Genomic DNA, 18,858 nt, shown 5'->3' with positions numbered 1-18,858 from the left:
CTTGAGACGGCGGTTTGGGCTAGGATCGGCCATCGGGCCCGCGCCACGCACATGGCAAGACAGGGCACCCCCGGAGACACCATCATGAAAGTCAGCGACATCCTGCAGATCAAGGGCAACACGCTCTACACCGTCACGCCGGATACCCCGCTGGAGCAGGCCATCGAGACCATGGCCGCGCACGACATCGGCTCGCTCGTGGTCATGGAGTACGGCGATCTCGTCGGCATGCTGACGTTCCGCGAGGTCATCGAGACGCTGGCCGCCAACCGCGGCACGCTGGGCCCGCACAGCATCCGCAAGGTCATGGACGACGCGCCGCTGACCTGCACCCCCGAGACCGACGTCAACGAGGTGCGCCGCATGATGCTGGAGCGCCACACCCGCTACCTCCCCGTGCTGGAAAAGCGCACGCTGATGGGCGTGATCTCGTTCTACGACGTAGCCAAGGCCGTGGTGGAGGAGCAGAGCTTCGAGAACCGGATGCTCAAGGCGTACATCCGCGACTGGCCCGAGGAGAAGGCGCAGCCGGCCCAGCCGGCCGCCGAGGCGCCCGGGCAGCCGGCGCGCTGACCGCCCGCCGGCCTGTCCGGCATCCCCCAATTTTGAGATTTCTGCCGTAGCCGGCGATGCCCGGTGCTGGCATGATGGCGGCGAACTGATGCCCCGGCGGGTCACCGGGGTCCACTTCCTGTTTGCCATCGATGAGCCAAGAAAGCCAGTTTCGCCTGCTCGGCCTGCGCCGGTTCGCCCCGTTCTTCTGGACGCAGTTCCTCGGGGCCATGAACGACAACGTCTTCAAGGTCGCCTTCACCTCGCTGGTCACCTACCACGCCACGCTGTTCGAGGGCGTCGACGCCCATAGCGCGGCCTTCCTGATCTCGGCCATCTTCATCGCGCCGTTCGTGCTGTTTTCCGCCACCAGCGGCCAGATCGCCGACAAGATCGAGAAGTCGCGGCTGATCCGGCTGGTCAAGACGATCGAAATCGCGATCATGCTGCTCGGGCTGGCCGGCTTCTACCTGCACAGCGCCCCGCTGCTCTACGCGGGCACGTTCCTGATGGGGCTGCACTCCACGGTCTTCGGGCCGGTCAAGTTCGCCTACCTGCCGCAGCACCTGGACCAGACCGAACTGGTGGGGGGCAACGGACTCGTGGAAATGGGCACCTTCGTGGCGATCCTGCTCGGCACGCTGGTGGGCGGCGAGATGGCCGGGCTGACCGGCGCCGACGGCACGGTGGTCGGGCCGCTGTACGTGGGCATCGTCTGCGTGGCGATTGCCGTGGCGGGGCGGGCGGTGTCGCAGGGCGTGCCGCTGTCGCCGGCGCCGCAGCCGGACCTGCGCATCAACTGGAACCCGTTCACCGAGACGTGGCGCAACCTGATGCTGGCCCGCGAACGCCGCGTGGTGTTCCTGAGCCTGCTGGGCATCTCGTGGCTGTGGTTCCTGGGCGCCACGTTCCTGACGTCGTTCTTCAGCTTTGCCAAGGACGTGCTGGGCGGGGACCAGAACGTGGTCACGCTGCTGCTGGCCGTGTTCTCGGTGGGCATCGGCACGGGGTCGCTGCTGTGCGAGCGGCTGTCCGGGCGCCACGTGGAAATCGGGCTGGTGCCGTTCGGCTCGATCGGCATGACCGTGTTCGCGGTGGACCTCTACTTCGCCACGCAGGGCCAGTCGGCCGGGGCGACGCTGAGCGGCGTGGGCGGCTTCCTGGCCCAGCCGGGACACTGGCGCGTGCTGTTCGACCTGTTCTGCCTGGCGATGTTCGGCGGCTTCTACAGCGTGCCGCTCTACGCGCTGATCCAGAGCCGGTCCGCGCCCACGCACCGCGCCCGGATCATCGCCGCCAACAACATCCTGAACAGCTTCTTCATGATCGGCGCGTCGCTGCTGGGGGTGTTCATGACCCAGGCCGGCTACTCGATCCCGCAGCTTTTCCTGGTGGTGGGGCTGCTCAACGCGGTGGTGGCCATCTATATCTACTCGCTGGTGCCCGACTTCCTGCTGCGGTTCATCGCCTGGCTGCTCGTGCACACGATCTACCGGTTGCGCCGGATCAACGCCGAGCGGATTCCGGAGCAGGGCGCGGCGCTGCTGGTCTGCAACCACGTGAGCTTTGCCGATGCGGTGGTGCTGATGGCGGCCAGCCCCCGGCCGGTGCGGTTCGTGATGGACCACAACATCTTCAAGGTGCCGGGGCTGTCGTGGTTCTTCCGGCAGGCCAAGGCGATTCCGATTGCCCCGGCGCGCGAGAACCCTGAACTGCTGGCGCGCGCGTACGACGCGGTGGCGGCGGCGCTGGCCGACGACGAGCTGGTCTGCATCTTCCCCGAGGGCAGGATCACGGCCGACGGCGAGATCAACCCGTTCCGCTCGGGCGTGTCGCAGATCATCCAGCGCACGCCGGTGCCGGTGGTGCCGATGGCGCTGCGTGGCCTGTGGGGCAGCTTCTTCTCCCGCAAGGGCGCCCCGGCGATGACGCGGCCGTTCCGGCGCGGCCTGCTGAGCAAGCTGGAACTGGTGGTCGGGGAACCCGTGCCCCCCGAGGCGGCGACGCCGGAGGGATTGCAGCAGATGGTCCTGGCCCTGCGCGGCGACTGGAAATAATCATGATCACGCTCTACACGTTCGGGCCGGCGTTCGGCCTGCCCGATGCCAGCCCGTTCGTCATCAAGGCCGAGATGCTGCTGAAGCTGGCCGGCCTGCCGTACCAGACGCGGCGCGGCAACCTGCGCCGGGCGCCCAAGGGCAAGCTGCCGTACCTGGACGACATGGGCCGGCTGGTGGCCGACTCCACGCTGATCCGCTGGCACATCGAGAAGACGTACCACATCGACTTCGATGCCGGGCTGTCGGCCGCCGAGCGCGGCACGGCCTGGGCGGTCGAGAAGCTGCTGGAAGACAATCTCTACTGGGCCGTGGCGCGGGTGCGCTGGCTGGAAGGCGACAACTTCGAGCGCGGGCCGGCACAGTTCTTCGGCATGGTGCCGGCGCCGCTGCGCGGACTGGTCAAGGCGCTGGTGAAGCGCAAGGTGCGCCAGATGCTGTGGTCGCAGGGCCTGGGGCGGCACAGCGCCGAGGAAATGACCGCGATGGCGGTGCAGGGCGTGAAGGCCATCGCCGACATCCTGGGCGACAAGCCGTACCTGATGGGCGAGCGCCCCTGCGGCGCGGACGCCACGCTGTTCGCCTTTGCCGCCAGCCTGCAGACGCCGGTCTTCGACACGCCGATCCGGGCGGCGGCCGAGTCCCATGCCAACCTGCAGGCCTATCTGGCGCGGATGCGGCGGCAGTTCTATGCCGATTTTGTCGGGCAGGGGGTGTTTGCGGCGGAATCGGGCGCGCCGGGCCCGGTGGAGGCGGCCGCCGGGGCCTAATGGCCGTACAATGTAGGCCGTCCCCAATTCCTGTGCGGTTTCGATCATGTCCGGCAATACCCTCGGCCTGCTTTTCACTGTCACCACATTCGGCGAATCGCACGGACCGGCCATCGGCGCGGTCGTGGATGGCTGCCCGCCGGGCATGTCGCTGACCGAGGCCGACATCCAGATCGACCTTGACCGCCGCAAGCCCGGCACGTCGCGCCACGTGACGCAGCGGCAGGAGCCGGACCAGGTGGAAATCCTGTCCGGGGTGTTCGAGGGCAAGACCACGGGCACGCCGATCTGTCTGCTGATCCGCAACACGGACCAGCGCAGCAAGGACTACGGCAACATCGTCGAAACCTTCCGGCCGGGGCACGCCGACTACACCTACTGGCACAAGTACGGCATCCGCGACTACCGCGGCGGCGGCCGCTCGTCGGCGCGCCTGACCGCCCCCGTGGTGGCGGCGGCGGCCATTGCGAAGAAATGGCTGCGCGAGCAGTACGGCACCGAGATACGCGGCTACATGTCGCAGCTCGGCGAAATCGCGGTGCCGTTCACGGACTGGAAGCACGTACCCGAGAACCCGTTCTTCGCGGCCAACGCCGACATCGTGCCCGAGCTCGAAACGTATATGGACGCGCTGCGCAAGGATGGCGATTCCGTGGGCGCGCGGATCGAGGTGGTGGCCAGCGGCGTGCCGGTGGGCCTGGGCGAGCCGCTGTTCGACAAGCTCGACGCCGACATCGCCCACGCCATGATGGGTATCAACGCGGTCAAGGGCGTGGAAATTGGCGCCGGCTTCGACAGCGTGGCCCAGCGCGGCACGGTCCATGGCGACGAACTGACGCCCGAGGGCTTCCGGACCAATCACTCGGGCGGCGTGCTCGGTGGTATTTCGACCGGCCAGGACGTCACGGTGTCGCTGGCGATCAAGCCGACGTCGAGCATCCGCACGGCGCGCGAGTCGATCGACAAGGCCGGGCAGCCGGCCAGCGTCGAGACGTTCGGCCGCCACGACCCGTGCGTGGGCATCCGCGCCACGCCGATTGCCGAGGCAATGCTGGCGCTGGTGCTGATGGACCACGCGCTGCGCCACCGCGCCCAGTGCGGCGACGTGCAGGTCGACACCCCGCGCATCCCGGCGCAGGTCAAATCCTGAGCACCACCGCTTACCGGCCCGGGTCGATCGACCCGGCCACCTATCTCCGTTTCGGACTCTTCTATCTCGGCTACTACGGCTACGTCGGCGTGATCTCGCCTTACGTCAGCCTGTTCTTCGCCGACCGGGGCTTCTCGCCGGTGCAGATCGGCGTGCTGATGGCCTGCTTCCAGCTCAGCCGCATTGTCGGGCCTTACCTGTGGGGCTGGCTGTCTGACGTCATGCACACGCGGGTCCGGCTGCTGCGGCTGGCGGCGGTCACGTCGCTGCTGGCGTTCCTGGCCGTGCCGGGCGTGCATGGCTACGGCGCGATGATGGCGATGATGATCGGGCTTAATCTGATTACCAGCGCCATGTCGCCGCTGGGCGATGCGCTGACAATCTCCACGCTGCGGCGGCATGGCGCCTTCGACCATCGCTACGGCCGCGTGCGCATGTTCGGCTCGGTGGGCTTCATCGGCGCCGTGCTGCTGGGCGGGGCGCTGTTCGAGCACTTCGGGATGCAGGCGTTTCCGTGGCTGGCCAGCGCCATGCTGGCGCTGTTCGCGCTGGTGGTCTTCGGCCTGCGCGACGCGGAAGAGGACACTTCGCACGTCAAGCCGCCGCCAGCCCTGCCTCTGCTGCGACGGCCCGACGTGGCGTGGTTCCTGGCGTCGGCGTTCCTGATGATGTTCGCGCACGCGGCGCTGTACGTGTTCTATTCGCTGTACCTGGCGCAGCTTGGCTATAGCAAGATCGCCATCGGCGCGATGTGGACCATCGGCGTGGTTGCGGAGATCGTGTTCTTCTTCTACCAGGGCCGGCTGTTCGGCGCGCTGGCGCTGCGGACGATCCTGGCCGGCACGTTCGTGCTGGCCGCGCTGCGCTTTGGCGTGACCGGCTACCTGGCCGAGTATGTCTGGCTCATGGCCGTGGTCCAGACGCTGCACGCGGCCACCTTCGGCGCGCACCACAGCGCCAGCCTGAAGCGGCTGCAGCGCTGGTTCGCCGGGCCGCTGCAGGGCCGGGGGCAGGCGCTGTACACGGGAATTTCCTACGGGCTCGGCGGCACGCTGGGCGGGCTGGCGATGGGCTGGACGTGGAAGACGCTGGCGCCGATGCACACGTTCGGGCTCGCGGCGGCCGCCGCGCTGGTCGGGGCGGTATGTGCGGCGATGAGTTTCCGGGGCGAGGGCGCGCGGACGGATTGATGTGGTTTGCGCCCGTCTGCCGCATGGCGGGGGAGGGGCGCCAGAACAGTCAGTCCTTCAACAATCCCGCTACCCGTTCCGCGATGGCTAGCGATGACGTCAGGCCGGGCGATTCGATGCCGAACAGGTTTGCCAGCCCCGGCACGCCATGGGTCTGCGGGCCGTCGATGCGGAAGTCGGCGGCTGTCTCGCCCGGGCCGCTGATCTTGGGGCGGATGCCCGCGTAGCCCGGTTGCAGGGCGCCGTCGGCCAGGCCGGGCCAGTAGCGGCGCACTTCGGCGTAGAAGCTGTCGGCATCGTGGGGCGGGACGCTGTACTCGATCTCGTCGATCCAGCGCACGTTGGGGCCGAAACGCGCCTGGCCGCCCAGATCGAGCGTCAGGTGGACGCCCAGCCCGGCCGCTTCCGGCACCGGGTAGATCAGCCGCGAGAACGGCGCCCGGCCGGCCAGCGTGAAATAGCAGCCCTTGGCGTAGAACTGCGGCGGGATGTGGGCGGGCGGGATACCGTCGATCCGGCGCGCCAGATCGGGCGCGGTCAGGCCGGCCGAATTGATTACCGTGCGCGCCAGCAGCGTGGTCGGGCCCTCGGCGCCGCCGATGTCGAGCCGGATGCCATCGGGCGTGACCGCGCCGGACAGCACCGGCGACTGCACGGCCAGCATCGCGCCAGCCTGTTCGGCATCGCCCAGCAGCGCGGTCATCAGGCCGTGGCTGTCGATGATGCCGGTTGATGGCGACAGCAGCGCCGCGTGGCATTCGAGCTGCGGTTCCAGCGCGCGCGCTTCGTCCCGGGTGAGCAGGCGCAGGTCGTGCACGCCGTTGGCCTCGGCCTTGGCGCGGATACCGGCCAGCGTGGCCACCTGGGCCTCGCTGGTGGCGACGATCAGCTTGCCGCAGCGCTGGTGGGTCACGTGGTGGCTGGCGCAGTAGTCGTAGAGCATGGTCTTGCCGCGCACGCACAGCTCGGCTTTCAGCGAACCGGCCGGATAGTAGATGCCGGCGTGGATGACTTCGCTGTTGCGGGCGCTAGTGATCGTGCCGAAGGCGTTTTCGGCTTCGAGGATGATGACTTCGCGGCCCTGCTGCGCCATGGCGCGCGCCACGGCCAGCCCGACCACCCCGGCGCCGATCACGACGCAATCTACCTGTTCCATCTCTGTCTGCTCCTGATTGTCTTGTGGGTGTCTTGTGGATGTCCGGTCGGCTGTCAGGCCAGTCCCATGCGCGCCGCCGCCGCTTCCAGGTGCGCGGTGGCTGCCGCGCGGGCCGCCACGGGGTCGCCCCGGACGATGGCATCGACCAGCGCCGCGTGCTCGGCGTCGGCCGCGCGCGGGGTGGCACCGTCGGCCCGCAGGCGGGCGGTGTTTTCCCAGGCGTGCTGGCGGGCAACCAGCAATTGCTGGCTGACGAAATCGGTCAGGCCGGTGAAGCACGGGTTGTGGCCGGCCTGGGCAATGGCATGATGGAACGCGATGTCGGCCGCCGCCGCGCTCGGGAAGTCATCGGCATGGCGCTGCATCGCGGCCAGGGCGTCGCGCATGACGGCCACGTCGGCGTCGGTGCGGCGCAGCGCGGCCATTTCGGCGCAGGCGGTTTCCACCACGCGGCGCAGTTCGAACAACTGGGCCAGCGTGGGGCCGCCGTCCGGGGCGCTGGCCAGCCGCCAGACCTGGCCGCCCGGCGTCTCGGACACATAGGCGCCAGACCCCTTGCGCGTGACCAGCACGCCGTCGGCCTTGAGCAGCGCGATGGCTTCGCGGACGATGGGGCGGCTTACGTCGAAAGTGTCGGCCAGCGCGGCCTCGGCGGGCAGCCGCTCGCCCGTGGCGAATAGGCCGGCGGCGATGTCGTCGCGCAGGGCCTGGGCGATACGGCTGGCGAGGGTGGCGGGGCGGGACAAGCGGTCCATGCGGATCGATGGGGTTGTCAGGCTGTCTGACAGATTTCAGGGTTTGGCGATTCTGCGTTGTCATCTGACCGAGGTCAAGCGGATTTGCCGCGTCATGGCGCATAACGCACACAGTCAGCGTACGGCGGCGCCGATGCCCCCTCGGTAGGGGTCAAGGTTGACGCAGAACTGTCGATAGCTGACCCATCCGGTTGCGCACCCTGTCGATCCTGTGCAGCCCCGTTCACTATTACCGTCGCGCCGGGCGGCGCTTCATGGAGACCCATCCGCCATGATCCCTTTGACTCCGCAGGACCTGCCCGTGGGTCAGCCGTTGCCCTGGTCGTTGCTCGACGGGCAGGGCAACCTGATGCTGGGCAGCGGCAGCATCATCCCCGATGCGCGCGACCTGGCGCTGATGTTCCGCCACGGCACCGTCTGCCGGCCCGATGACATGCCGGAGGCGGGCAACGAGCCCGACGCCCATGGGGCGTCGCGGCTTGCGGCCGGCCCGCTGGGCCTGCAGGTCGGCACGCTGCTGCACGTCAAGACGCCCGGCGACACCACGCGCGCCGCGGCCAGCCGGCTGATCGGCTTCATCGAACATGGCCTGTTCGTGACGTGGCCCACGCTGGGCGGCCGCGAGCTGGCGATCAATGCAGGCGAGGACCTGCTGCTGCGCGGCTTCTCGGGGCACGCCATCCACAGTTTCACGTCGACGGTCACGGCCGTCTGCCGCAGCCCGTTCCGCTACCTGGTGCTGTCGGCGCCGGCGCAGACCGCCCAGATGCCGGTGCGGCGCGCGGCGCGGGTGCCCACGCGGCTGGCCGCCTATCTGGTCGAGAACCTGGAGGGCGCGGACGCCGACGAAGCGGTGGCGCAGGACCTGGCGCTGGACGCCGCGGCCTGCCCCGATGCGCGGATGAGCGAAGGGCTGGCGCGGCTGGGGCTGCTGTCGGACCTGAGCACGGGCGGCGCGCTGGTGCAGACATCGTCGCCGGCGCCCGCGGTGGGCCAGCGTGTGCGGCTGCGCTTCCAGTTGCGGACGGGATCGCTCGACACCGAGATCACGGTCGACGGCGCCGTGCGTAGCGCGCCCGCGCAGGACGACGACGAGTTTCCCGCCTTCGGCGTGGCATTCGACGCGCTGGGCGAGCGCGAGCTGACGCTGCTGCAGTGCTTCATCTACGAGCAACTGCTGGCGTCGACCTGCATGCCGGTCTCGGGCAACTAGCCCGGCCGGCCTGGCCCGCGCGCCAGATCGCGGGATCGCTGGATCGTTGGATCACCAAAGAAAAACGCCGGCGCAAGGGCCGGCGTCTTGTCGTCGGGCGGCACCCTTGGCGGGGCGCCGCGCGGCTTACATGCCTACGTAGTTCGGGCCGCCACCGCCTTCCGGCGTGACCCAGACGATGTTCTGGGTGGGGTCCTTGATGTCGCAAGTCTTGCAGTGCACGCAGTTCTGCGCGTTGATCTGCAGGCGTTCCTTGCCTTCGTCGTTCTGCACGAACTCGTAGACGCCCGCCGGGCAGTAGCGCGACTCGGGGCCGGCGTACTTTTCCCAGTTGATGTCGACCGGCACGCTGGCGTCCTTGAGCGTCAGGTGGGCCGGCTGGTTTTCCTCGTGGTTCGTGTTGCTGATGAACACCGACGACAGCCGGTCGAACGTCAGCTTGCCGTCCGGCTTCGGATACTCGATCTTCTGGCACTCGGCAGCCGGCTTCAGGTAGACGTGGTCCGGCTTCTCGCGGTGGATGGTCCAGGGCGGGTTGCGGATGCCCAGCTTCGGCAGCAGCCACTGCTCGATGCCGGTCATCAGCGTGGCCGTGGTGCGGCCCTTCTTGAACCATTGCTTGAAGTTCTTGGCCTGCAGCAGTTCCTTGTGCAGCCAGCTCTGCTCGAAGGCGGCCGGGTAGGCCGTCAGCTCGTCGTGCTGGCGGCCGGCCTGCAGCGCGTCGAAGGCCGCCTCGGCGGCCAGCATGCCGGTCTTGATCGCGGCGTGGCTGCCCTTGATGCGCGATGCGTTCAGGTAGCCCGCGTCGCAGCCGACCAGCGCGCCGCCCGGGAACACCGTCTTCGGCAGCGACAGCAGGCCGCCGGCCGTGATGGCGCGCGCGCCGTAGCCGATGCGCTTGCCGCCTTCGAAATACTGGCGGATTTCCGGATGGGTCTTGAAACGCTGGAATTCCTCGAACGGCGACAGCCACGGGTTGGTGTAGTCCAGGCCCACCACAAAGCCGACGGCCACCTTGTTGTCCTCCATGTGGTAGAGGAACGAGCCGCCGTAGGTGGCCGGGTCCAGCGGCCAGCCGGCCGTGTGGACCACCAGGCCGGGCTGGTGCTTGGCCGGGTCGATTTCCCACAGTTCCTTCAGGCCGATGCCGTAGCTCTGCGGGTCCTTGCCGGCGTCGAGCTTGTAGCGGGCGATCAATTGCTTGCCCAGGTGGCCGCGCGCGCCTTCGGCAAAGATCGTGTACTTGGCATGCAGCTCCATGCCGAGCTGGAAGTTCTCGGTGGGCTCGCCTTCCTTGTTGATGCCCATGTTGCCGGTGGCCACGCCCTTGACCGAGCCGTCGTCGTTGTAGAGCACCTCGGCGGCCGGGAAGCCCGGGAAGATCTCCACGCCCAGCGACTCGGCCTGCTGGCCCAGCCAGCGCACGAAGTTCGACAGGCTGACGATGTAGTTGCCTTCGTTGTGGAAGCACTCGGGCAGCAGCGGGGCGCCCTTGGAGCCGTTGGCGTCGAGGAACAGGAACTTGTCCTCGGTGACCGGCTGGTTCAGCGGCGCGCCCAGTTCCTTCCAGTTCGGGATCAGCTCGTTCAGCGCGATCGGGTCCATGATGGCGCCCGACAGGATGTGCGCGCCGGGCTCGGAGCCTTTTTCGAGCACGCAGACATTGACGTCGCCGCCTTTCTCCGAAGCCAGCTGCTTTAGGCGGATGGCCGTGGCCAGGCCGGCGGGGCCGCCACCGACGATGACGACGTCGTACTCCATGGCTTCGCGCGGGCCGAACTGCTCGACGAGCTGTTGCTGATCCATTGTCTCTAACCCTCAGTTTCTTCTGGGCGGCAATACTGCCGCATGGTGTGCAGCCCGTGTGCCGGACCTGCGGTTCGTGGGATGCGGTGATCGTTGGCTCTGCGGAACCGGGGCCGGGCAGAGGGGGACGAGGCGGCCGGGAGGAGCGGCATGGGCGCGCCCGGTTGCGGGCATGGCGGCATGCGCGGTGATCGGACATCCGGATGGGTGACCGGGCCGATCTAGGCGTTTTTCCTCTTTCCCTTTGGGGACCAAGTTCTTAGAATCTTCGGCATTGTCCGGGACTCGACACCCTCAGGCAAGACATTTTTTTGAACGACCGTTCTTTTTTTTGCCAGGCTGCGGCCGCGACGCCGCAGGCGCCTGACAGGGCGCCCGCGATGCGGAACAGCAGGCCGCGCCAGGCGGCGCGGTGGCGACTCCACACCGAGGTAACTATGGGTTTGTCGATCAATCTGGAAGGCAAGGTCGCGCTGGTGACCGGGGCATCGAGCGGGCTGGGCACGCGCTTTGCCAATGTGCTGGCATCGGCCGGGGCCAAGGTCATCCTGGCGTCGCGGCGCGTGGAGCGGCTGAAGGAACTGCGTGCGTCGATCGAGGCCGATGGCGGCAGCGCCCACGTGGTGCGGCTGGACGTGACCGATCCGGACAGTATCCGCGCCGCCGTGGCGCATGCCGAGACCGAGGCCGGCGCCATCGATATCCTGGTCAACAACTCCGGCGTGTCCACCACGCAGCGGCTGACCGACGTCACGGCCGACGACTTCGACTTCGTGTTCGATACCAACACGCGCGGCGCGTTCTTCGTGGCCCAGGAAGTGGCCAAGCGCATGATCGCGCGGGCCAAGGGCGCCGAGAAACTGGGCAACCCGCTGCCACAGGCGCGCATCGTCAATATTGCGTCGGTGGCCGGTCTCAAGGTACTGTCGCAGATTGGTGTCTATTGCATGAGCAAGGCCGCGGTCGTCCACATGACCAAGGCCATGGCGCTGGAATGGGCGCGTCACGGCATCAACGTGAACGCGATCTGCCCGGGCTACATCGACACCGATATCAACCACCACCACTGGGATTCCGACGCGGGGCAGAAGCTGATCCAGATGCTGCCGCGCAAGCGCCTGGGCCAACCCGAAGACCTCGATGGCCTCTTGCTGCTGCTGGCGTCCGACGCATCGCGCTTTATCAACGGCGCGGTGGTCACGGCCGACGATGGCATGGTCTGACCGCTGACCCTTCGGGGGCGCGGATGGGCCGACAAGAACAAGCAACAGGAGAAACGCCCCTGCAGCGCCGGCTTGGCGCGGGGCGGCCCGGAACCGGAGGCCGGGTTTAGATGGCTCAAGAAGAACAGGCACGGCGCGACGCCGGGCCGCAGCACGTCGTGGACTCGGTGGTCATCCCCGAGGCCGCCGACGAGGCGCGCGACAGCGAATTCCGCATTTCCCCACGTATCGAGGACTGGATCGGCGTGATCGTGATGGTGCTGCTGGTCGGCATCACGTTTGCCAACGTCGTGGTCCGCTACTTCACCGACGAATCGTTCGCCTGGACCGAGGAATTCTCGGTTTTCCTGATGATCGTGCTGGCGCTGGTGGCCGGCAGCGCCGCCGTGGCGCGCGACCGCAACATCCGCATCGAGTACTTCTTCGAACGCGGCAGCGCGGCGCGGCAGAAGCGGCTGGCCGTGCTGTCGGCGGTGGCCGTGGCGGTCATGTTCCTGGCGCTGGCCGTGCTGGGCGCGCGGATTACCTGGGACGAATACACCTTTGGCGAGACCTCGCCCGGCATCGGCGTGCCGAGCTGGTGGTACTCGGTCTGGCTGCCGGTGCTGTCCGTGGCGATCGCGCTGCGCGCGCTGGCGCTGGCCTGGCGCAACGTCCGGGCGCTCAAGGCGCTCCACGCGCTGAAGCAAAGCGGGGAGGGCGCGCAATGACGCTGGTCGCCATCATCCTGTTCGTCGTCTTCATCGGCCTGATGCTGCTGGGCGTGCCGATCGGCGTGTCGCTGGGGCTGGGCGGGCTGGTCGCCATCGGCCTGTCGAACCTCGACACCCAGATGTTCGGCCTGCTGGCCGTGCCGCAGAACTTTTACGCCGGGCTGGCCAAGTACCCGCTGCTGGCAATTCCGATGTTCGTGCTGGTCGGGTCGATCTTCGACCGCTCCGGCGTGGCCGCGCGGCTGGTGACGTTTGCCATCGCCGTGGTGGGGCGCGGGCCGGGCATGCTGCCGCTGGTGGCCATCCTGGTGGCGATGTTCCTCGGCGGCATCTCGGGCTCCGGGCCGGCCAACGCGGCGGCCGTGGGGGGCGTGATGATCGCGGCGATGTCGCGCGCCGGCTATCCGGGGTCGTACAGCGCGGCCGTGGTGGGCGCCGCGGCGGCCACCGACATCCTGATCCCGCCCTCGGTGGCGTTCATCATCTACAGCGTGCTGGTGCCCGGCGCGTCGGTGCCGGCGCTGTTCGCGGCCGGCATGATCCCGGGCGTGCTGGCCGGCGTGGCGCTGATCGTGCCGGCCGTCTGGCTGGCGCGCAAGCACAACATGGGGCAGGTGGAGGCCGCGCTGCCGCGCCCGCCGTTCTGGAAGAGCCTGCGCGAGGCGGCCTGGGGGCTGGTGGCGCCGTTCCTGATCCTGGGCGGCATGCGCGCCGGCTGGTTCACGCCAACCGAGGCCGCCGTGGTTGCCGTGGTCTACGGGCTGTTCGTCGGCATGGTGATCTACCGCAGCATCGGCCTGCGCGACCTGTTCACGATCTTCCAGGAGGCGGCCGAGACCTCGGCGGTGATCCTGCTGGTCGTGGCGCTGGCCGGCATCTTCGCCTACGCGCTGTCCACGCTTGGCGTGATCGACCCGCTCGCGCATGCCATCGCCAATTCGGGGCTGGGCGAGTACGGCGTGCTGGCGCTGATCGTGCTGCTGCTGATGACCGTCGGCATGTTCCTGGACGGCATCTCGATCTTCCTGATCTTCGTGCCGCTGCTGCTGCCCATTGCCAACGCGTTCCACTGGAACCCGGTATGGTTCGGCGTGGTGCTGACGCTGAAGGTGGCGCTGGGCCAGTTCACGCCGCCGCTGGCCGTGAACCTGATGGTCTCGTGCCGCATCGCCCGCGTGCGCATGGAGGAAACCGTGCCCTGGGTGATATGGATGCTGCTGGCGATGTTCATCGCCATGCTGATGGTGCTGGCCTATCCGCCGCTGGCCACGTGGCTGCCCGACTACCTGGGCTACTGATTTGAACGACAAGATGAAACGAGGAGATTCCCGCATGAAACGCCGTGCCCTGATGCTGTCCGTTGCCGCCTCGATCGCCGCCGCCGCGCTGTTGCCGGGGGGTGCATCGGCCCAGACCTACAAGTCCGAATACAAGATGTCGCTGGTGCTCGGCCCCGCGTTCCCGTGGGGCAAGGGCGGCGAGATCTGGGCCGACCTGGTGCGCCAGCGGACCAATGGCCGCATCAACATCAAGCTCTACCCCGGCACGTCGCTGGTGGCGGGCGACCAGACGCGCGAGTTCTCGGCCATCCGCCAGGGCGTGATCGACATGGCCGTGGGCTCGACCATCAACTGGTCGCCGCAGGTCAAGGAACTGAACCTGTTCTCGCTGCCGTTCCTGATGCCCGACTACAAGGCGCTGGACGCGCTCACGCAGGGCGAGGTCGGCAAGTCGATCTTCGCCACACTGGAAAAGGCCGGCGTGGTGCCGCTGGCCTGGGGCGAGAACGGCTTCCGCGAGGTGTCGAATTCCAAGCACGAGATCCGCAAGCCCGAGGACCTGAAGGGCCTGAAGCTGCGCGTGGTGGGATCGCCGCTCTATATCGAGACGTTCAACGCGCTGGGCGCCAACCCGACGCAGATGAGCTGGGCCGACGCCCAGCCCGCCATGGCGTCGGGCGCCGTGGACGGCCAGGAGAACCCGCAGAGCGTGTTCGCGGCCGCCAAGCTGTACACGGTGGGCCAGAAGTACGTGACCACCTGGGGCTACGTGGCCGATCCGCTGATCTTCGTCGTCAACAAGCAGATCTGGGAAAGCTGGACGCCGGCTGACCGCGAGATCGTGAAGCAGGCCGCCATCGACGCCGGCAAGCAGGAAATCGCGCTGGCCCGCAAGGGTCTGGTCGATCCGGGCGCGCCGGCCTGGAAGGATATGGAGCAGCATGGCGTGAAGGTTACGTCGCTGTCGCCGGCCGAGCACGACGCGTTCAAGAAGGCCACGGCCAAGGTCTACGACAAGTGGAAGAAGCAGATTGGCGCGGACCTGGTGACCAAGGCCGAAGCATCCATCGCCAAGCGCTGAACGGCCGATGAAACACGTCTTCACCTGCGTCATGCCGATCCGGTGGGGTGACATGGACGCCATGGGCCATGTCAACAACACCGTGTACTTCCGCTACCTGGAGCAGGCGCGGATCGAATGGTTCGAGTCCATCGGCCGCAACGGCCGCGACGACAACGGCCACGGCCCCGTGCTGATCAACGCCCACATGACGTTCCTCAAGCAACTGCGCTACCCCGGCGACATCGAGTGCCGGGTGTATGCGGGGCAACTGGGACGGTCGAGCTTCGAGACGAAGATCGAGATCCGCCGCACCGATCTGCCCGACGTGGTCTGGGCAGAGGGCGGCGCAAAGGTGGTGTGGTGCGACTACGCGGTGGAGAAGAGCGTGCCGGTGCCGGAGACGATCCGGCATCTGATCGAGGGGTAGGGCGGGAGGTTGCCCTACATGGGTTTGGGACGGGCGGCCGGGGATTGCGCTGGCACCGCCGCCCGATCCACAAAGATCCGCTCCGGCAGGCGCAGGTCGCGCAGTTCCAGCGCCTCCAGCGGGCCCCGGCCGACGGCCGTGCGCATTTGGTAGTGGATCGGATGGACGAGCGTGGCCGGCGCGGCGACGCGCTCGGCGCGCGGGAGCAGGCTGGCGGCGCTGTCGGGGGGCTCCGGGCTGGGCTTTGCCATGCCCGGGCTGGAGTCGCCGGTGTCGGGTCGCGCGTGGAAGGTCAACTGCACCGTGGCGCTGTCAATCGGCGTCACGCGTGCGTGTTCCAGCATCCGCACCCAGGCCCAGACGCCCTCGATCTCCAGCGTCTTGTTCGTGCCAGCCCGCTCGGTCTGCCATTGCAGCAGCGTGCGCGGTTCCTGCAGGTTGGCCACCGGCCACGACATCGCCTGCCAGGTCTCGCGCTGGTTGTAGTAGTGCAGCGTCTGGCGGTCCAGGGTCAGCCGGGTGTCGGTCAGGCCCGGCGTCGGGATCGGCCGCAGTTCGAACTGGTACCTCGGTTCGCCCTGCACCAGCAGATGGGCGCCGATGCGCTGCAGCGTGTTGATCGACTTCAGGAACGCCGGGTCGAACGTCAGCCCCGTGCCGCTGCCCACCGGCACCCACTGGTCGCCCTGCAACGCCAGCACACCGGCCAGTTCGGCCAGCAGGAACGTGTTGATCAGGCCGCTTTGCGGCCGGATGTAGCGGGCCAGCTCGGGCAGCGAGGCGTCGTTGGCGGTCGCCGCGAACGGATAGCGGCCGGCAAACGCGCGTTGCCACGGCAGCGCGATCGAGCGGCGCCACGCCTCGTTCAGACTCGCCTGCGCGGGCTGCAGCACCGACTGCTCGGCCTGCACGACCGGCCGCACGAACAGCGTCTCGCCCATGCCGGCCCATTCGGCGCCGAGACTGGCCGCCATGAGCCGCGCGTACGCCTGCGTGTCGGCCAGATCGGACCCCTTGCCCTGGAACAGCGACTGCGCCATCTGGCGCGCCAAGGCGTTGGCGTCGGCGCTCTGGGTCATCTGCTGCAGGCGCAAGCGCACCGCCGTGACACGGTCCAGATAGCGCTGCAGGCTCAATTCGCTGCCGGCGGTGTTGCCGGCAGACGGCTGCCCGGCGAGCCGCAGCACCGGCCCGAAGGCCGCGCCGAGCGGGCCCGCGGGGTCAGGCCGGACGGCTTCCGGCGCCTCGTCCTTGCGGCCCAGGATGCCCTGAGCCTTGGCGACCAGCGTGTCCGATAGCGAATCCTTGCGGGCCCCGGCGCCGCCCTGGTACGCGAGCGACTTCATCAGCGCGATCACCGGCGACTGGCGCGCGTCGGCCAGCAGCTTGAGCTGGTCGACCACGCCCGGCAGCGTGGTGGCCGGCTCCCACTGCAACCCGTTCATGAACTGCTGCCAATGCTCGGCATAGTCGGCGAAGTAGCGCTGCGCGAGGGCGTCGCGCAAGGCATCGGCCGAAGTTGACGGTTGGGGCGACGATGGCGCGGCCTCCGCCTGACCGTCGGTCAGCACCCAGTCGTGGGCGACGTCCTGGCTGCGGGTGGCTTTCTCGATCGCCGCCTCGACGTAGCCCTCGTAGCCCTGCCGCGTGAAGACGCCCGGCACGGCGGCGGTGGCACGCACGAGGCCCCGGGTATCGGTGCCCGCGGCGAGCGCGGCCAGGGTCAGGTCGGGATACTTGCGCCCGGCGCCTTCGAGAATCGTCTGATAGATCGTATCCACCGCGTTGCGCTCGCCGATTACCGCCAGCAGCGTTTGGCGCGCCCCAGCCACCAGTTCCGCGCGGGGCGTGACCCGCCAGTCGGGATGGGCCCGCAGGTGATCGGCATAGAACCGGGCCAAGCGCTCGGCCAGATCCTGCTTCCGGCCCGGCGTGATCCGGGCGTCGGTGGACCAGTGCCGGGCAAGCTGCTGGGCGAGGAAGTCGGGCTCGACCCGCTCGGGATGGGCCAGCATCAGGTAGGCCTTCAGGGTATCCCGGCCATCGAGCGCCCAGCGGCTGGTTTCATCGGTCAGCCCCTGGACCTGCAACTGCGACAAGTCGACCAGCGTCGCCTCCATGTCCTGCACCAAGGGCGTGACCAGCACGGCATGGCTGGCGGCCGCGTAGGGTTTCCAGAGCGCGGTCAGCGCCTCGGCGTCGCGGTTCATGCCGAAACGGGTGAACAGAGGGGCCGAGTTCTGCAGGCGGTGTTCGTAGCGCTGGATTTGTTGCTGGAGGGTGTCGAGGGCCTGGAGGCGGGTGTCAGGGTTGGTTCTCGCGGCGTGGAGGGCTTGCACTGCCTGGCGGGCGGTGCGGAGGTCGTGGTGGTTCTGGACGGCGGAGAGGAGCATGGCGGTGGTCCAGAGCACGACGGCTGCCGTGGTCACGCCGGCGGCAATCGTCAGCGGATGCCAGACCGTCCGGCGGCCGGGGTGGCGGCGTGCTGCATCGGTGAGGTATTGCCAGAGCCCGCCATTGTGGACCGAGTCGCCAGCGTCGCCGGTCGCGGGCACAAAGGCCACACCGAGCAACGATGATCGCATCCCGTTGCCGCCCGCCAGCTTGGCGAGCCATTCCGACAAAGCACTGATGCGCCCATCGAGCCGTTGGGACAGCTTCCCCGAGTACTGTCCCAGTCCATCCTGAGGCAGTTGTGCCACGCTTTGGTCAGACAATCGGTCCCGCAGGATTTCGAGCGTCGCCGAGATTTCACCGGGCAGCGCGTGGCGCGGCAGGGCGCAAGCCACCGTCGGGCATGCCACCATGGCGGCACTGGGTGTGTCCACTTCCAACACCAAGGTCGGGGCCGACCAGCGCAGTACCTCCCTGATACGGGCCAAATCGGCACGGTGGGAACGGGTGGCTTCGTTGATGGGGGCATGACCATCTGTCACCACCACTATCGCGTCCACCGGGCGCCTGCGTCGCATCCGATAGAGTTGCTTGAGCCAGGCGGTATCAGGACGGCCCGGCTCACTGCCACTGGACCAGAGCAAGACGCCGTCGGCCGAGGCTATCCACCCGCGCTCTGGCAGTTCTGGGACCAGTGCGCCGATCGCCGCCGCATCGCCTGTTAACAGGACCCACGGCTGTCGCCAGCGCCACCGCCGGCCGTGCATCGCGCGCAGCTCGGCGCGGAGCGACGCGAGTGCGGTGGGGCTTTTCCTGGGCTGGTCTTCCACCACCGAAACCATGGCCTGGGTCGTGCCACGCATGTCGGGGCGACGCTGACGCAACCATTTGGTCAGCGTGTGGACGGCATACCACCAGCGGCCAATGCGATCGAGCGAAGCCACCAACGCGAGCACAAGAGCACAGACCGCGATGACCGACAGCCAGTAACCTTGTTCCTCTGGCGTCTCAATGCCAATTCGACCGCCCCACATCCAGATGCCGCCTGCGACAATCAGCGCCAGGACGAGAATGGAGGCAAGGTCGAACTGCAGCTTTCTCATCGGGCG

Annotated in this window: 15 protein-coding genes; 11 read left to right on the top strand and 4 right to left on the bottom strand. The window is 68.2% G+C overall.

The features are described 5' to 3' along the window. Positions 1–84: 84 nt before the first annotated feature. The 5 genes from QTN24_RS22235 to QTN24_RS22215 all read left to right on the top strand — a co-directional run bounded on the left by QTN24_RS22235 (position 85) and on the right by QTN24_RS22215 (position 5,719). Positions 85–573, top strand: coding sequence for a CBS domain-containing protein (locus QTN24_RS22235; protein ID WP_124684548.1), 489 nt, complete (start codon positions 85–87; stop codon positions 571–573). 131 nt (positions 574–704) lie between these two features. Next, a complete protein-coding gene (locus QTN24_RS22230) occupies positions 705–2,609 on the top strand; it encodes an MFS transporter (protein WP_313839875.1) in 1,905 nt (634 codons plus the stop codon). Positions 2,610–2,611: 2 nt separating this feature from the next. Further along, positions 2,612–3,379, top strand: coding sequence for a glutathione S-transferase family protein (locus QTN24_RS22225; protein ID WP_313839873.1), 768 nt, complete (start codon positions 2,612–2,614; stop codon positions 3,377–3,379). Positions 3,380–3,425: 46 nt separating this feature from the next. After that, positions 3,426–4,529 (top strand): chorismate synthase, encoded by a 1,104-nt coding sequence (gene aroC, locus QTN24_RS22220; RefSeq protein WP_124684545.1) that lies wholly within the window; start codon positions 3,426–3,428, stop codon positions 4,527–4,529. 89 nt (positions 4,530–4,618) lie between these two features. Beyond that, positions 4,619–5,719 carry an MFS transporter gene (locus QTN24_RS22215; RefSeq protein WP_313839870.1) on the top strand — a complete coding sequence of 367 codons (1,101 nt, stop codon included), beginning with the start codon at positions 4,619–4,621 and terminating at the stop codon, positions 5,717–5,719. 49 nt (positions 5,720–5,768) lie between these two features. Here the strand turns inward: QTN24_RS22215 and QTN24_RS22210 are convergent, their stop codons facing one another. Next, complete coding sequence (locus QTN24_RS22210) at positions 5,769–6,875, bottom strand: NAD(P)/FAD-dependent oxidoreductase (protein WP_313839868.1); 1,107 nt, start codon at positions 6,873–6,875, stop codon at positions 5,769–5,771. 53 nt (positions 6,876–6,928) lie between these two features. Then, positions 6,929–7,630, bottom strand: a complete 702-nt coding sequence (locus tag QTN24_RS22205) for a FadR/GntR family transcriptional regulator (RefSeq protein WP_313839866.1) — start codon at positions 7,628–7,630, stop codon at positions 6,929–6,931. A 271-nt stretch (positions 7,631–7,901) separates the two neighbouring features. Between QTN24_RS22205 and QTN24_RS22200 the strand changes: the two genes are divergently transcribed. After that, positions 7,902–8,843 carry a flagellar brake protein gene (locus QTN24_RS22200; RefSeq protein ID WP_313839864.1) on the top strand — a complete coding sequence of 314 codons (942 nt, stop codon included), beginning with the start codon at positions 7,902–7,904 and terminating at the stop codon, positions 8,841–8,843. 126 nt (positions 8,844–8,969) lie between these two features. Here QTN24_RS22200 and QTN24_RS22195 read toward each other — a convergent pair whose 3' ends face one another. Continuing rightward, positions 8,970–10,649: an electron transfer flavoprotein-ubiquinone oxidoreductase gene (locus tag QTN24_RS22195; protein ID WP_124684540.1), complete on the bottom strand. Its 1,680-nt coding sequence runs from the start codon at positions 10,647–10,649 to the stop codon at positions 8,970–8,972. A gap of 437 nt (positions 10,650–11,086) precedes the next feature. On the opposite strand from QTN24_RS22195, the gene QTN24_RS22190 reads away from it, so the two are divergent. From QTN24_RS22190 to QTN24_RS22170, 5 genes are all read left to right on the top strand, one after another. Continuing rightward, a complete protein-coding gene (locus QTN24_RS22190; RefSeq protein WP_124684539.1) occupies positions 11,087–11,872 on the top strand; it encodes an SDR family oxidoreductase in 786 nt (261 codons plus the stop codon). A 110-nt stretch (positions 11,873–11,982) separates the two neighbouring features. Next, a complete protein-coding gene (locus QTN24_RS22185) occupies positions 11,983–12,582 on the top strand; it encodes a TRAP transporter small permease (RefSeq protein WP_313839861.1) in 600 nt (199 codons plus the stop codon). Continuing rightward, on the top strand, positions 12,579–13,883 hold the full coding sequence (locus QTN24_RS22180) for a TRAP transporter large permease (RefSeq protein ID WP_172966065.1): 1,305 nt from the start codon (positions 12,579–12,581) through the stop codon (positions 13,881–13,883). Before QTN24_RS22185 ends, QTN24_RS22180 begins: the two co-directional genes overlap by 4 nt. Before the next feature lie 34 nt (positions 13,884–13,917). Next, positions 13,918–14,946, top strand: coding sequence for a DctP family TRAP transporter solute-binding subunit (locus QTN24_RS22175; protein WP_313839858.1), 1,029 nt, complete (start codon positions 13,918–13,920; stop codon positions 14,944–14,946). A 7-nt stretch (positions 14,947–14,953) separates the two neighbouring features. Further along, a complete protein-coding gene (locus tag QTN24_RS22170; RefSeq protein WP_313839856.1) occupies positions 14,954–15,355 on the top strand; it encodes an acyl-CoA thioesterase in 402 nt (133 codons plus the stop codon). Between the two features lie 14 nt (positions 15,356–15,369). On the opposite strand, the gene QTN24_RS22165 is transcribed toward QTN24_RS22170, so the two are convergent. Continuing rightward, positions 15,370–18,852, bottom strand: a complete 3,483-nt coding sequence (locus QTN24_RS22165; RefSeq protein ID WP_313839854.1) for an ImcF-related family protein — start codon at positions 18,850–18,852, stop codon at positions 15,370–15,372. Positions 18,853–18,858 lie beyond the last annotated feature (6 nt).

Source organism: Cupriavidus sp. SZY C1 (genome assembly GCF_032190535.1).
Lineage (GTDB): Bacteria > Pseudomonadota > Gammaproteobacteria > Burkholderiales > Burkholderiaceae > Cupriavidus > Cupriavidus pauculus_C.
Note: the sequence above shows the minus strand (reverse complement) of the source record. Positions and strands in the feature narration are given on the sequence as shown.